The sequence below is a fragment of the Pseudomonas sp. Irchel 3H7 genome (assembly GCF_900187605.1).
Classification (GTDB): domain Bacteria; phylum Pseudomonadota; class Gammaproteobacteria; order Pseudomonadales; family Pseudomonadaceae; genus Aquipseudomonas.
Genome location: NZ_FYEA01000001.1, coordinates 622145 through 639070, shown reverse-complemented (window position 1 = coordinate 639070; position 16926 = coordinate 622145). Strand labels below are relative to the sequence as shown.

At 61.9% G+C, this 16926-nt stretch carries 3 protein-coding genes; 2 read left to right on the top strand and 1 reads right to left on the bottom strand.

From position 1 onward, the window contains the following. The first annotated feature begins 10 nt into the window (after positions 1 to 10). A complete protein-coding gene (locus CKW38_RS03025; RefSeq protein ID WP_095111783.1) occupies positions 11 to 12331 on the top strand; it encodes a non-ribosomal peptide synthetase in 12321 nt (4106 codons plus the stop codon). A gap of 75 nt (positions 12332 to 12406) precedes the next feature. Beyond that, a complete protein-coding gene (locus CKW38_RS03020) occupies positions 12407 to 13363 on the top strand; it encodes an alpha/beta hydrolase (protein ID WP_095111782.1) in 957 nt (318 codons plus the stop codon). Between the two features lie 1043 nt (positions 13364 to 14406). Here the strand turns inward: CKW38_RS03020 and CKW38_RS03015 are convergent. After that, on the bottom strand, positions 14407 to 16887 hold the full coding sequence (locus CKW38_RS03015; RefSeq protein WP_176472267.1) for a TonB-dependent receptor: 2481 nt from the start codon (positions 16885 to 16887) through the stop codon (positions 14407 to 14409). Positions 16888 to 16926 lie beyond the last annotated feature (39 nt).

Genomic DNA, 16926 nt, shown 5'->3' with positions numbered 1-16926 from the left:
GGAAAAACGCGTGCAAGAGTTAATCGAGTCGGTAGGACAACTTTCGGCTAAGCAAAGAAAGGCTCTGGCGGTTCTGCTCAAGCAGAAAGGCGTCAACCTCTTTGACATTGCCCCGGTTTTCAAGCGCACGGCTGAGGAGCCGTTGCTGCTGTCCTACGCTCAGCAGCGCCAGTGGTTTCTCTGGCAGTGGGCGCCGCACAGTGCGGCCTACAACATTCCGACGGCCCTGCGTTTGCAGGGCCCGCTGGATGTCAGCGCGCTGGAGCGCAGTGTTCAGGCGCTGATCGAACGACATGAAACCTTGCGCACGGTGTTCTCTCAGGAAACCGCGCAACCCTTGCAAGTGGTCCTGCCCGCAGGACCCTTTGCACTGGAGACTCATCAACTGAGCGCTGAGCTGACCAACGACGCGGATGCTTTGATCCAGGCGTTCGTGCAGACCCAGAGCCAGAAAACGTTCGACCTGCAGCACGGCCCGCTCTTGCGCGCAGCGCTGCTGCAAGTCACCCCCAATGACCATGTGCTGGTGCTGACCCTGCACCACATCGTCTCCGATGGCTGGTCGCTGCAAGTTATGATCGAGGAACTGGTGCAGCTCTACGCCGGTTTCAACCTCGGTCACGATGCCGGTCTGCCGGCCTTGCCGATTCAATACGCCGACTACGCCTTGTGGCAACGGCAGTGGATGGAGGCCGGTGAGCAGGAGCGGCAACTGGCTTACTGGCAAGAGAAACTCGGCGGCGAACAACCGGTACTCGAACTGCCGATGGATCGCCCGCGCTCCATCGAGCAAAGCTTCGCCGGCGCCAGCCACAACCTGATTCTCGACCCGGCGCTGAGCAACGCGCTCAAGGCCTTCGCCCGGCAAGAAAACGTCACCCTGTTCGTGGTCTTGCTGGCCTCGTTCCAGGCCCTGTTGCACCGTTACAGCGGTCAGGCCGACATCCGCGTCGGCGTGCCGAATGCCAACCGTGGGCGGGTGGAAATCGAGCGGCTGATCGGCTTCTTCGTCAACACTCAGGTGCTCAAGGCCGACATCGACGGGCAGATGTCCTTTGTCGATCTGCTGCGTCAGGTCAAACAGACCGCGCAGCAAGCGCAGGCCCATCAGGACTTGCCCTTCGAGCAACTGGTCGAAGCGCTGGAACCGGGCCGCAGCCTCAGTCACAGTCCGCTGTTCCAGGTGATGTTCAACCATCAGGCCGAGCGCCGCGCGAGTGTCGAAACCCGTTTGAATGGCTTGAACATCGAGCCGCTGGAATGGCAGAGCCAGACTGCGCAGTTCGACCTGACCCTCAACACCACCGAACAGGCCCATGGCATCGAAGCCGTGCTCAAGTACGCCACGGATCTGTTCGACGCGGTGACCATCGAGCGTCTGGCGCAACACTGGAACGCGTTGTTGCAGGCCATCGTCGCCGAGCCGACGCAACGTATCGGCCAGTTGCCGATGCTCGATGCCGGTCAGCAGCAACAATTGCTGGCGCAGTGGAATCCTCAGTCTGTCGAGCAACCGCTTGAGCAGTGCATTCACCAAGCCATTGAAGCGCAGGCCGAGCGTGATCCCGACGCGGTCGCCGTGACGTATGACGGGCAACGCCTGACCTACGCCGAACTCAATCGTCGCGCCAACCAGTGGGCGCATGCGTTGATCGCCCGTGGCGTCGGCCCGGATGTTCGTGTTGGCGTGGCGGTCGAGCGTTCGCTGGACATGATTGTCGCCATCCTTGCCGTGCTCAAGGCCGGTGGCGCTTATGTGCCGCTGGATCCGGGTTATCCGGATGATCGCTTGAGCTACATGATCGAGGACAGCGGCATCGAGCTGCTGTTGACCCAGGGGCATCTGCTCGCGCAACTGCCGGTGCCGTCGGGGCTGGCGTGCCTCGATCTGGATCAGGCGCCAGAACACCACATTGAAACCAATCCGCTGTGCCTGACCACGCCGGACAGCCTGGCGTACGTCATTTACACCTCTGGCTCCACCGGCAAACCGAAAGGCGCATTGCTGCCGCACGGCAACGTCATGCGGCTGTTCAGTGCCACCGAGCACTGGTTCGATTTCGGCCCGCAGGACAGCTGGACGCTGTTCCACTCCTACGCCTTCGACTTCTCGGTCTGGGAGGTTTTCGGCGCGCTGCTGTATGGCGGCAAACTGGTGGTGGTGCCGCATGACATCAGCCGTTCTCCGGAAGATTTCTACACCCTGCTGTGCGATGAAAACGTCACCGTGCTGAACCAGACGCCATCGGCGTTCAAGCCATTGATGCAGGTCGCCAGCGAGTCGACGCGCAGCAACTCATTGCGCTACGTGGTGTTTGGTGGCGAGGCGCTGGAAGTGCAGAGCCTGCGCCCGTGGTTCGAGCGTTTCGGCGACCGCGCGCCAGCGCTGATCAATATGTACGGCATCACCGAAACCACCGTGCACGTGACTTACCGACCGTTGTCGATGGCTGATCTTGAGCAAAGCCACAGCAGCCCGATCGGCGAGCCGATTGTCGACTTGTCGTGGTACTTGCTCGACAGCTCGCTGAATCTGGTGCCGCAAGGCTGCATCGGTGAGTTGTACATCGCCGGTGCCGGTCTGGCCCGGGGCTACCTGAATCAGGCCGGCATGACCGCCACGCGATTCGTTCCCGATCCGTTCAATCCGCAGGCCGGCGAGCGCCTGTATCGCACCGGTGACCTGGCGCGGCTGCGCGGCGATGGCGTGATCGAGTACATCGGGCGGATCGACCATCAGGTGAAGATTCGTGGTTTCCGTATCGAGCTGGGCGAAATCGAAGCGCAACTGCTCAAGCACCCTGAGGTGCGCGAAGCGGTGGTGCTGGCGGTCGACGGTATCAGCGGCCAGCAACTGGCGACGTGGATCGTCGCGAAAGAACAACTGGACGGCGAAGGGCAGGGTGCACTGCGCGATTCGATCAAGGCACATTTGCGCGAGACCCTGCCGGACTACATGGTCCCGGTCAGTTGGGCGTTCCTTGAGCGTCTGCCGCTGACGGCCAACGGCAAGCTCGATCGCAAGCAACTGCCGCATCCGGAAGTTGCGCAGGTACAGGAAGTGTATGCCGCGCCGCGCAACCCACTGGAACAGCGTCTGGCCGAGATCTGGCAGGACGTGCTGAAGGTCGAGCGTGTCGGGCTCAACGACAACTTCTTCGAGCTGGGCGGTGACTCGATCATTTCGATTCAGGTGGTTAGCCGCGCCCGTCATGCGGGCATTCGCTTCACCCCCAAAGACATCTTCCAGCACCAGACCGTGCAACGTCTGGCGACTGTCGCGCAACAGAGCGACGCGGTGCAGATGCAGCAGGGCGAAGTGCTCGGCGACGCGCTGCTGACACCGATCCAGCATTACTTTTTCAATAGCGACATCCCGGCGCGGCATCACTGGAACCAGTCGATCCTGTTGACCCCGGCTACCACGCTGCAAGCGGCGCCACTGGAGCAGGCGCTGTTGCACCTGCAACGCCACCACGACGCCCTGCGCCTGCGCTACTGCCAGACTGACGACGGCTGGCAGCAGCGCCACGCGCCTGCGGATCAGGCGCACGCCTTGCTGCGCACGGTCACACTGGACGACAGCGCCGCATTGCCCGCGCTTTGCCAGGAGTTGCAGCGCAGTCTGGATTTGCTCGATGGCCCGTTGATTCGCGCAGCATTGGTTGACTTGCCGGACGCCAGCCAGCGTCTGTTGCTGGTGATTCATCACCTGGTGGTCGATGGCGTGTCGTGGCGGATCCTGCTGGAGGATTTGCAAACGACCTATCAACAGTTGAGCAGCGGTCAGGCTGTGCGTCTGCCGGCCAAGACCAGCGCGTTCAAGGATTGGGGCAAGCGTCTGCAGGAGCATGCCCGCAGTGCCGAGCTGGAAAGCGAACTGGATTACTGGCGCGGGCAGCTGCGCGATGTGTCGGTCGAACTGCCGCTGGACAATCCACAGGGCCAGTTGAGCAACCGTTTCGAACGCAGCGTCGATACGCGTCTCGACGCCGAACGCACCCGTCAGTTGCTGCAACAGGCGCCGGCGGTTTATCGCACCCAGGTCAACGACCTGCTGCTGACCGCGCTGGCCCGCGTGCTGTGCCAATGGACCAACACCGACAGCGCACTGGTGCAGCTTGAAGGGCACGGTCGGGAAGACCTGTTCGATGACGTCGACCTGAGCCGCACGGTGGGTTGGTTCACCAGCATGTTCCCGGTGCGCCTGACCCCGGACGCGAGTCTCGAAACCTCGATCAAAGGCATCAAGGAGCAACTGCGCGCGATCCCGCACAAAGGCATCGGCTATGGCTTGCTGCGTTATCTGGGCAGCGCCGATTCGCAAGCAGCATTGAACGATCTCGCACATCCGAAAGTGACGTTCAACTACCTCGGCCAGTTCGACAACAACTTCGACGAAGGCGCCCTGTGGGTGCCGGCTACCGAAGACAAGGGCGCCGGCCAGGATGAAAACGCGCCGATGGCCAACTGGCTGACCATCGATGGCCGGGTCTATCAGGGCCAACTGAGCCTGACCTGGACTTACAGTGGCGATGTCTTCGAAGAGTCCACCATCAACGCTTTGGCCCGTGCTTATGAAGTAGCGCTGAGCGAGTTGATCGACCATTGCCTGAGCCATCCAAGCGGTGGTTTGACGCCGTCGGATGTGCCGTTGGCCGGGTTGTCCCAGGCGCACCTGGACAGCTTGCCGATCGCCGCCCAACGCATCGAGGACATCTATCCGCTGGCGCCGATGCAACAAGGCATTCTGTTCCACAGCCTGTACGACGCCGATGCCAGCGCCTACGTCTATCAGATGCTGCTGGATATCGACGGCCTCGACGTGGCGCGTTTCCAGCAGGCGTGGCAACGCGTGGTGGATCGCCATGAAGTGTTGCGTGCCGGGTTCATCTGGGGCCGCGACGGTCTCGATGCGCCGTTGCAAGTGATCAATCGCCAGTTGACCCTGGAAATGCCCGAAGTCGATGTGCGCGGTGTGGCGGACTTGCCGGCCGTGCTTGAGGCGCGGGCGCAGGCTGATCGCGAGCGCGGTTTCGATCTGCAGAATCCGCCGCTGCTGCGTCTGTGCCTGCTGCGCACGGCTGATGATCGCCATCGGCTGATTTTCACCTGCCACCACATCCTCATGGATGGCTGGAGCAACTCGCGGATGTTCGGCGAGGTGTTGCAGGATTACGCAGGTCAACCGGTGCCGGGCGCGCAGGGTCGTTACCGTGATTTCCTGGTCTGGCTGCAAGGTCAGGACAAAGCCGCCTCACAGGATTTCTGGCGCGGACAGCTGGCCGCACTGGAGGAACCGACCCGACTGGCCTCGGCTTGCCACGGGCGTACCGTGCCGGGGCCGGGCAAACAGATGCATCGCCTGCATTTTGACCAAGCCTTCACTCAGCGCCTGAACGGTTTCTCCCGTCAGCAGCAAGTGACCCTCAACAGCCTGGTACAAGCCGCATGGCTATTGGTGTTGCAGCGCTACACCGGCCAGGCCACGGTGGCCTTTGGCGCCACGGTGTCCGGGCGTCCGGTGGATCTGCCGGGCATCGAGCAGCAATTGGGCCTGTTCATCAACACCTTGCCAGTAATCGCCAGCCCGCAGGCCACGCTCAGCGTCGGCGACTGGGTGCGCAGCGTGCAGGACAAAAACCTGTTGCTGCGCGACTACGAGCAGACGCCGTTGCAGGACATCCAGCGTCTGGCTCAGTTGAGTGGCGAAGCGCTGTTCGACACCTTGCTGGTGTTTGAAAACTATCCGGTGTCCGAAGCGCTGGAAGCCAACCCGGGCGGTCTGCGTTTTGGCGGCCTGGAGCACCGCGAGCAAACCAACTACGGTCTGACCCTGATCGCCGGGGCCAGCGACGTCTTGAACCTGGACTTCAACTACCTCACCGAGCACTTTGCCGAACGCAGCGTGCTGAGTCTGGCAGGGCATCTGGAAGAAGTGCTGCGTCAGTTCATTGAGGCGCCACAGCGTCTGCTCGGTGAGATCGGCCTGCTGCCATTCGCCGAACGCCAGATCCTGGCGCAATGGAACGCCAATCAGGCTGCGTATCCGGCGGAACGACTGATCCCGCAGAGTTTTGAGCTTCGCGTCGCGGCGCATCCGCAGGCACTGGCCCTGAGTCATGCGGGCGTCGCCCTGAGCTATGCCGAACTCAATCAACGCGCCAACCAATTGGCCCATCATCTGCTGGCGCTGGGTGTCGGTGCGGAAATCCGCGTGGGCGTGGCGATGCCGCGTTCGGCGGAACTGGTGATCGCCCTGATGGCGGTGCTCAAGGCCGGTGGCACCTATGTGCCGCTGGACCCGGATTACCCGGCAGATCGCGTGGCCTACATGCTCGACGACAGTCAGGCGAAAGTCTTGCTGACGCAGCAATCGCTGCTGGCGCAACTGCCGCAGACCGATGCGCAGGTGGTGCTGGTCGAGGCGGGTGGTGCGGCGTTTGCCGAGCAGCCTGCGGATAATCTTCCGGCGCGCGCTGATTCGGCCAATCTGGCCTACGTGATCTATACCTCGGGTTCCACCGGCAAACCGAAAGGTGTTGCCATCGCCCACCGCAACGTACAGGCGCTGATTCACTGGTCTGCCGAGGTCTACAGCGAAGACGATCTGCACGGTGTGCTGGCGTCGACGTCGGTGTGCTTCGACCTGTCGGTGTGGGAGATTTTCGTCACCCTCGCACGCGGCGGCTCGATCGTCATGGCGCGCAATGCCCTGGAGCTGCCGGACTTGCCGGAGCGCGATCAGGTGCGCCTGATCAACACCGTGCCGTCGGCGATTGCCGCGCTGCAACGCACCGGGCAAATTCCGCCGGGCGTGCGCATCATCAACCTCGCCGGTGAGCCGTTGAAGCAGAGCCTGGTCGACACGCTCTACCGCGAGACGGCGGTGGCGCATGTCTACGACCTGTACGGGCCGTCGGAAGACACCACCTATTCGACCTGCACCCGCCGCGAACTTGGTGGTCAGGCGAACATCGGCCGGCCGCTGGTCAACACCACGGCGTACCTGCTCGATGAGCAATTGCAGCAAGCACCGATTGGCGTGGCGGCCGAGCTGTATCTGGCCGGCGATGGCATCACCCGTGGCTACCTGTTCCGCCCGGGCCTGACCGCCGAACGTTTCCTGCCCAATCCATTCTCGAGCAGTGGCGAGCGCATGTACCGCACCGGCGACCTGACTCGCTTCACGGAGGACGGCCGAATCGAATACGTCGGGCGTATCGATCATCAGGTCAAGGTGCGCGGTTTCCGTATCGAGCTGGGTGAAATCGAAGCGCGTCTGCTCGCTCAGGACAATGTGCGCGAAGGTGTGGTGTTGGCGGTGGATGGCCACAGTGGCCAGCAACTGGTCGCGTATGTGGTGCCAAGTGACAGCAGCCTCAGCCTCGAACAACTCGACGGCTTGAGTGAAGCATTGCAGACCGCGCTGAAGGCGCATCTGCCGGACTACATGGTGCCGGCGCAGTGGCTGTTCCTCGAACAGTTGCCGCTGACCCCCAACGGTAAACTCGACCGCAAGGCCTTGCCGACACCGGACGTCAGCCAGTCGCAGCGTGAATACGTCGCGCCGTCGACGCCGCTGGAGCAGCAACTGGCCGAGGTCTGGCAGGACATCCTGAAGATCGAGCGGGTCGGCGTGACCGATAACTACTTTGCGCTGGGCGGCGACTCGATCATCTCGATTCAACTGGTCAGCCGCGCGCGTCAGCAGGGGATTGGCTTCACCCCCAAAGACCTGTTCCAGCAGCAGACCGTGCAGAAGCTGGCTGCAGTGGTCTCACTCGAGCACTCGACTGGCGAGGCGCCTGCGGATTATCCGTTGGCCGAACTGGATCAGGCGCAGCTCGATGCGTTGCCAGTGCCGGCGGACATGATCGAGGATGTCTACCCGCTGTCGCCGATGCAGGAAGGCATGCTCTTCCACACCCTGTCGGATAACGGCAGCAGCCTGTACGTGCAGCAGGTCAGCCTGCCGATCAAGGGCCTGGATGTGGAACGCTTCCGCCAGGCGTGGGAATTTGTCATCGCCCGTCAGGCGATTCTGCGCACCAGTTTCCATTGGCAGGACGGCCTGGCCAAACCGTTGCAGGTGGTGCATCGCCATGCGCCGTTGCAAATGCAGGTGCTCGATTGGCGTGGTCAGGAGACCAGTGAGGAGCGGATTGCCGCGTTTGCCAGCGATGACCGCGCGCTCGGTTTCAATCTGGCCGATGCGCGTTTGTTGCGGGTGACCCTGCTGCGCCTGAGCGACGATCAGTACCAGATGATCTGGACCAGCCACCACATCCTCATGGACGGCTGGAGCAGTTCGCGGCTGTTCGGTGAGGTCCTGCAGTATTACGCCAAGGGCGAAATCATCGGCGAGAACGGTCGTTACCGCGACTTCATCGCCTGGCTGCAGGCACAGGATCAGGACGCCCAGGAGTTGTTCTGGAAGGCGCGCCTGGCGGTGGTCAGCGAGCCGACGGCACTGAGCCAGGCGATGCACCCGCGCCACAGCGCCGATGTTGCCGGTCACGATGCGATCTATTCGAACTGGGACACAGCGCAGACCGCGCGGCTGTTGCAGTTCTGCCGCGACCTGCGCATCACCCCCAACACGCTGATTCAGGGCGCATGGTTGCTGCTGTTGCAACGCTACACCGGGCAGCAGACGGTGACCTTTGGCGCCACGGTGTCGGGGCGTCCGGAAAGTCTGGCGAATGTCGGCAACATGCTCGGTCTGTTCATCAATACCTTGCCGATCATTCAGACGCCGCAAGCCGATCAGCGTCTGGCTGACTGGCTGGGCGAAGTGCAGGCCTACAACCTCGACATTCGCGATTACTCCCAGGCGCCGCTGGCCGATGTACAGCGCTGGTCCAGTCTCGGTGGTCAGGCGTTGTTCGATAGCATTGTGGTGTTCGAAAACTTCCCGATCGACGACCGTCTGCAGGAAGAAAACGACACTGACCTGACCTTCGGCAAATCCATCGGCCACGGTGTGACCAACGTGCCGATGGACCTCGCGGTGATGCTCGGTGACGAGTTATCGATCGAATACCTGTATTTGCGCAGCCACTTCAGCGCTGAGGCCGTCGTCGGTATTCGCCAGACCATGGAAAACACCCTCGCCGCGATGCTGGCGGCGCCGTACGAACGCCTCGGTAATTTGCAGCGCTTGAGCGGTGAGCAATGGCAAGCGGCGCAGGTCTGGAGTGCTGAACCGGCGCATACCCATCAAGCGGCGCTGTTGCCGGAATTGATCAGCCGTCACGCGCGACAACAGCCGCAGGCTATTGCTCTGCAATGCGCCGGGATGAACCTGACCTACGCCGAACTCGAGCAACGCGCCAACCGACTGGCGCACTGCCTGATCGAACACGGCGCCGGTCCGGAAGTGGTGATCGGCGTGGCCTTGCCGCGCTCGCTGGAAATGGTCGTGAGCTTCCTCGCCGTGCTCAAGAGCGGTGCGGCGTATGTGCCGCTGGACATCGAGTATCCGCCGGAGCGTCTGGCGTACATGATCGAAGATTCGGGCATGGCGCTGTTGTTGACCCAGAGCAGCCTGCGAGCGACCTTGCCGGCGCCGCAAGGTCTGCTGCGCCTGGAAATCGATCACCTTGATGAAAGCCGTTATGCCGACCACGCCCCCGACTGCCGGGTGCAGGAACAGGGCCTGGCGTATCTGGTTTACACCTCGGGTTCCACCGGCCGACCGAAAGGCGTCGCGGTGACGCAAGGCCCGCTGAGCATGCACTGTCAGGCCATCGCCGAGTTGTATGAAATGGACACCAGCAGTTGCGAGCTGCACTTCATGTCGTTCGCCTTTGACGGTGCCCATGAGCGCTGGTTGAGCACCTTGTACAGCGGCGGTCGTCTGGTGATTCGCGACGGTTGCCTGTGGACACCGGAGCAGACCTATCAGGCGCTGCATGATTACGGCATCACCATTGCCTGCTTCCCGCCGGCCTATCTCAAGCAGCTGGCCGAGTACGCCGCGGCCAGCGGTATCGCGCCGCCACCAGTGCGCATCTACTGCTTCGGCGGTGATGCGGTGCCGGATCAGACCTTCGAGCAGGTCAAGGCTGCGCTGCGTCCGCAGTACTTCACCAACGGCTACGGACCGACCGAAACCGTGGTCACGCCGATGCTCTGGAAAGTCCCGGTCAGCCAGCATTGCGAAGCCGCGTATGCGCCGATCGGCCGTGCGGTGGGCGCACGCTCGCTGTACGTGCTGGACGAGGATATGAACCCGCTGCCGCCAGGCTTTGCCGGCGAGTTGTACATCGGCGGCTATGGCGTCGCCCGGGGTTATCACGGCCGTCCGGAGCTGACTTGCGAGCGCTTCGTGCCCAACCCGTTCGCGGCGGGTGAACGCCTGTATCGCAGCGGTGACCTGGTGCGTTTGCGTGCCGACGGTGTGGTCGATTACGTCGGCCGTATCGACCATCAGGTCAAGGTCCGCGGCTTCCGCATCGAACTGGGCGAAGTCGAGGCCAGTCTGCGCCAGTTGCCGTCGGTCACCGACGCACTGGTGATCGCCCGCGACAATGCTTCCGGCAAGCAACTGATCGGTTATGTGGTCACTGCGACCGGCGAAGACATTGGCGATGAACTCAAGGCGGGTCTGCGCACCTCGTTGCCGGAATACATGGTGCCGGCGCAGATCGTTTGCCTGAGTGCTTTCCCGGTGACACCGAACGGCAAGCTTGATCGCAAGGCGCTGCCGGAACCCGAGTTCAAAACCGAGCAATACCTGGCCCCGCGCAACGAGCAGGAAAGCCTGCTCGCGGACATCTGGGCGCAGGTGCTGCAGGTCGAACAAGTGGGCATCAGCGATAATTTCTTTGAACTGGGCGGCGACTCGATTCTGAGTTTGCAGGTGATCTCCCGCGTCAGAAACCATCCGACGTTGCAGATGGATCTCAAGCTGCGCGACCTGATGCGTTATCAAACCATCGCCGGCATCGTCGAGCAGGAAGCGGCGAAGGAGGGCACGCCAAAACCGCAGGCGGACGTCACGCACGTCGCCGCCGAGGGTTTGTTCAATCTTCTGCCGATTCAGGAGTGGTTCTTTGCCGAAGGCATGGCCGAGGCGCATCACTACAACCAGTCATTGCTGTTGAGTGCGCGCCAGCCGCTGGACCTCGATGCACTGGAGCAGGCACTGGGCTGGATCGCGCAACATCACGACTCGCTGCGCCTGCGGTTCTCCCACGAAGGCGGGCGCTGGTTGCAGCGTTACTGTGACCTTAGTGAACAGGGCGAAGCGTTGCTCTGGCGCCGCGAGGCGGACAACAGCGAACAGGTCGAAGCCTTGGCCAACCTCGCCCAGCGCAGCCTGAAACTCGACGACGGGCCGGTCTGGCGGGTGATGCATGTCGCCTTGCCGGATGGCCAGGCGCGCCTGCTGGTGGTGATTCACCACTTGGTGGTCGACACCGTGTCGTGGCGAATTCTGCTCGACGATTTGAAAGTGGCATACGAGGCGTGTGTGCAGGGGCTCGAACCGAAACTGCCGATTCGCACCAGCAGTTACCGATCGTTCGCCGAGGCCTTGCAGGCGCAGGCGCCGGTGATTGCCGAGCAGGAACTGGCGTACTGGCGGGAGCAACTGGATCAGCCGGGCGTCGACCTGCCTTGCGACAACCTGCGTGGCAAAAACCTCGTGCGTCAGCAGGCGCAGGCGCGACTGAAACTGTCTCGCGAGCACACTGAACAACTGCTCAAACAGGCTCCGGCGGTATACGGCACGCAGATCAACGACCTGCTGTTGTCGGCGCTCAGTCGTGCCCTGTGCCGCTGGAGTCAACAACCGTCGGCGCTGATTCTGCTCGAAGGCCATGGTCGTGAAGACCTGTTCGAGTCCATCGACCTGAGCCGCAGCCTGGGCTGGTTCACCAGCATGTTCCCGGTGCGTTTGCGCCCCGACAGCGACGACATCGGCCAGTCGATCGTCAATGTGCAGGCACAGTTGGCAGCGGTACCGCAGAAGGGCATCGGCTATGGCGTATTGCGTCATCTGGCTGGGGCTGAGGTGGCGCGGCAACTGGCCGAACTGCCGCAAGCACGGGTCACGTTCAACTACCTGGGGCAGTTTGACCAGAGTTTCGACGAGCAGGCACTGCTGGTGCCAGCGCTGGAAGAAACCGGCGACAACTACAGCCTGAAAGCCAATCTGGGCAACTGGCTGGAAATTGTCGGCCAGGTCTATGACGGTCAGTTGGCCTTGCGTTGCATCTACAGCAGCCAGCGTTATCGCGCCGGCACGATGGATGCCTTGATGGACGATTTCCAGCGTGAGCTGGAGGCGTTGGTCGAGCATTGCATGGCACGCGTGGGCTGATCGCCACGCGCTCAGTCATCTCCGGGGGCGCTGCCGAGGTGCGCCCCTTTTTTTGCCGATACAAGGATTTTAGCGATGTCGTTACACCCTGATCTGGAAGCCTTTCTCGACCTGGCCCAAGACAGCCAGGACGCCGGCCTGCCGGCCATGCACCAAATGACCCCGAGCGAAGCCCGCGCGACTTTCGAGCAGACCACTGCGCAATTGCGCTGGCCGGCGCCGCAAGACCTGATGGTCAGCGAAATCGACACGTCGGCACGTGATGGTGCGCCGTTGGCACTGCGTCTGTATCGCCCCAATGCTGGGGCCTCGCCGATGCCGGTGCTGGTGTATTTCCATGGTGGTGGTTTTGTTGTCGGCAGCCTCGATTCGCACGACGGTGTGTGCCGCGAGTTTTGCCAGCGCACGCCGTGTGCGGTGTTGTCGGTCGGCTATCGACTGGCCCCGGAGCATCGTTTTCCAACGGCGCTGGAGGATGGCGAAGACGCTTTGTCATGGTTGGCGGAAAACGCCGTAAGTCTTGGCCTTGATGCCTCGCGCGTGGCGTTTGGTGGCGACAGCGCCGGTGCCACGTTGGCCACGGTGCTGGCGCTGCAGGCGGTGGTGCAACCGCACACTGTGGCCATCGCACCCAAGGCACAGTTGTTGTGCTATCCGGTGACCGATGCATCGCGCGTGCACGATTCGCGGTTGTTGTTCAGTGAGGGTTATCTGTTGGAGAACGATACGCTTGACTGGTTTTATCAGCATTACGCTCGCAGTCCGCAAGACTATCTGGATTGGCGCTTTTCGCCGTTGTTGGCGGAGGATTTGCGCGGTGTGGCGCCGGCGATTGTGTTGTTGGCGGGCTTCGATCCATTGTTTGATGAGGGGCAGGCTTATGCTGACAAACTGCGTGGGCAGGGGGTGAGTGTCGAGGTTGAGCACTGTCCGGGGCTGACGCATGATTTGCTGCGGATGGCTTCGGTGATGCCTGATGTTTTGCGGGTGCATGAACGCCTGAGCCGGGCGTTGGCGTTGATGTTGGGGTGATTGGATATTGGTTGGTTTTTGGGTGAATATCCGTTGCTGCGGTAACGGCTGATTAGGGTTCCGCCCTTACGGCGGGTCACCTTTTCCAAACGCCGAAAAGGTAACCCAAAAGGCTTGCTCCTACGTCCGGCCCGCTCGCTAAAGCTCGGGGTTCCTTCGCTCCGGGATCGATCCGGGCGCAGCGCCTACGGTTTGCTTCGCTGCACCTCCTCTCGCTGTGTTTGGCTGCGCCAAACGGTCGCTGCGCTCCCACGCCCGGATCAATCCCTCCACTCAGCCTTCCGACGTCGCCTTACAGATCAAGAGCAGGCGAGCTGACACTCGGCCTATTGAGTGGTGAAGAGCGGGTGTTTGGCTTTGGTTTTTTGGTGGATTCGCCCCTCATCGGAACGCCGCCCGCCCAGCCCTCTCCCGAGGGAGAGGGAGCCGATTTGTGGGCTTCTCAAAATCTGAGTTCGACTCGGTATTTCACGTCGATCTAGCTCTCCCAAACACTTCGGTCAGTCCCCTCTTTCTGGAGGGTGAGGGGCTGATTGGTTTGCTTTTTAGAGCCTGAGTTCAAAGCGGTATCGCAAGTCGGCGGAGTTCGCCCAATCACCTCGATCAGTCCCCTCTCCCTCTGGGAGAGGGCTAGGGTGAGGGGCTTTTGATCTGGCTTTTGATCTTGCTCTGGCTTTGGCTTTTGATTTTTTGTCCCTTCGGCAGGCCGAGCGGAGGTGTTCATCCGGGGGTAGGCGCGCAGCGCCGTGCGGCGCAGCCGCATACATCGAGAGGAGGTGCAGCGAAGCAAACCGTAGGCGATGCCCCCGGATGGACACCGTAGCGAGGGAACACTGAGCCTCAGCGAAGTGCCGTACGCCGGGGCAAAGCCTTTTGGGTTACCTTTTCGGCGCTTGGGCGAAACCGCCAGCGGCAACACCCGCAGCAACGGATATGCCCCCAAAACCCAAGGAGCATGGTCGGCCCCAAAGCCGCCAAGGCCACCAAGACCAACAGGCGAAAAAAAGCCCCGCCAAAGCGGGGCTCTCTCACATCACACCCAATCAGAAGTCAGCCTTGACCGACATCACGAAGTTACGCGGATCACCATAGAAGTTACCGAACCCTTCGGTACCAATGGTCGAGTAGTAACGCTTGTCAAACAGGTTGTTCCCGTTAAGCGCCACCGACCAGGTGTCATCGATACGGTAGCCAATGCGACCGTTCCAGACCGCATAACCGGCGCCATCAATGTTGTCACCGCCCAAAGGCGAAGTCCGGTAGTTGCCCGTCTGCGCGTTGACACCCGCACCGATTGTCACGCGATCCAGTGGCCCGCTCAGGCTGTAGTCACCCCACACACGCAGCAAGTGGCGCGGCACATAGGAGTTGTAAACCACGCCATCCTGAGTGGCGTCGGCATCTTCCAGCACCTTGGTCTGGGTGTAGGTGTAACCGGCGAGCAATTGCAGGCGGTCAATCACTTCACCGCTGACTTCAGCTTCGAAGCCTTGCGCGCGAACCTTCCCGGAGTTGATCGAGCAAGAACTGTCCTCGCAACGCGGGTCATCCTGGGCGGCATCTTTCTGAATGGTGCGGAACAGGTTGAAGGAGCTGTTCAGACGACCGTCGAACCACTCGCCTTTGATCCCCAGCTCGTAGCTCTGCCCGACCAATGGCTTGAGGGTGCTGCCATCAATGGTCTTGTAGGCGCCTTGCGGGGTGAAGATGTCGGTGTAGCTGGCGTAGGCAGTCAGGTTGTCATTGAGGTCGAACAGCACACCGGCGAACGGCGTGACCTGGCCGGTTTCGGTGGACTTGGTATCGACCTGGGTGCCTTCGCCACGGAAGTACTGCACCGAATCGGTGTCGGACTTGTACCAGCTGACACGGCTGCCCAGGACCAGGGTCAGCGGATCAGCCAGTTTCAGGCGGGCGATCGAGTAGGCGCCGTATTGCTTGATGTGCATGTCCACCGGGCCGCCACGGGAGGCGTTGGCCAGGTAGTAGCTTTCGTCCGGTTGCGGGATGTGGTGGTTGGGGTCGAGCACGTTCTGCCGTTGTGGCAGCGCGGCGACGGCGTAGAAGTCATCCTTGTGCGAACGGCTGGCGTTGGCGCCGATGGTCAGTTCGTGTTGCTGACCGAAGGCGTCGAATTTGCCGTCGACATAGGCATCGAAGCCGTAATCGCGCTGGTCGTAGTCGTAAATGCTGCCCAGCATCAGGGTGTTCGATGCGGTGGCACCGACCGGTACCGCGCCGCTCGGGAAGGCGTATTCCATGTCCTGGGTGTTACGCGAGTACACCCCGGCGACTTTCAGCGACCAGTCGTCGTTGAACTGGTGTTTCAGGTCGGCGAAGTAGGTGGCGCGTTTGCTGCGCTGGTTGTTCCACGCGGTGTTCAGGCAGGTGGAGCGCTTGAGGTGCAGGTCGGAGCCGTCGGCGTAACGTGGCAGGCCGCCCCAGCACGGGGTGGCGTCAACATCTTCCCAGGCGAAGCCCAGACCCAGGGTGGTGTCGGGGCTGAGGTCGAAGTCCAGGGCGCCGTAGTAGATCTGATCCTTGCGGCTGGCCACGTCGTAGAAATATTGACGGGTCTGTTCGGTGACCACGGCGCGACCACGGATGGTCCCGGAGTCGTTCAGCGGGCCGCCGGTGTCGACCTGGCCACGATAGTTGTCCCAGGTGCCTGCCGACAGCGACAGTTGCGTGTGCGCAGTGTCCTGGCCGCGTTTGCGCACGAAGTTGACGCCACCGGCGGTGCCGCCTGCGCCTTTCATCATGCCGGCCGCGCCACGCAGGACTTCCACGCGGTCATAGATGGCCATGTCGCTGTTGAAGCTGTCGGCCTGCACGTAGCTGCTGCCGATATCCAGCGGCACGCCGTCGTACTGGTACTGGCCAGTCATACGGAAGCCGCGAGAGTAGAAATACTTGCCGCCCATGGGCGAGTCATACACGGTGATGCCCGGGGTCTTTTCCATCACCTGTTCGATGGTGTTGAGGTTCTGGTCATCGAGCATCTTGCGGGTCATCACCGTGACCGACTGCGGGGTTTCCTTCAGCGAGTGCACGCCCTTGCCAATGGTCACGCCACCGGTGGTGTAGGAGTTGCTGCCCTCGGTGGTGGCGCCCAGGCGGCTGGCGTTGACGTTGGTCGGGGCCAGTTCCATCGCACTGCCGGTGGCCGGGCCGAGGACGGTCACGGTGTTGCCGTCACGCTGGTAGCGGATGCCGGTGCCGTTGAGCATCGCCTTGAGTGACTCATCGTCCTGGTAGCGGCCGTTGAGTGCGCTGGAGCGCAAACCTTGCAGGCTTTCCGGGCTGTAGATGATTTGCAGGCTGGTCTGCTGGCCAAGGGTTTGCAGCGCTTGAGCCAGTGGCTGCGACGGGATGTTCAGGGTCCATTCCTGGGCCTGGACATACGGCGCTGCCGTGAGTGTCAGTGCCAGACCAAGGCCAGTGCCGGCCAGTCGAGTGCGTGTCGCGCCGTGCATCAGCAGGGCTCGAGTCAGAGGGCGAAGCATGAAACGGGATGCGGACATGAGGTTAAGACCTTGGCAGGTATAGTTGTTAATGGTTCT

What these genes read in the sequence shown, in the direction of transcription:
- CKW38_RS03020 (WP_095111782.1), top strand. Translation starts at nt 12,407, where the DNA reads ATGTCGTTACACCCTGATCTGGAAGCCTTTCTCGACCTGGCCCAAGAC.
- CKW38_RS03015 (WP_176472267.1), bottom strand. Translation starts at nt 16,887, where the DNA reads ATGTCCGCATCCCGTTTCATGCTTCGCCCTCTGACTCGAGCCCTGCTG.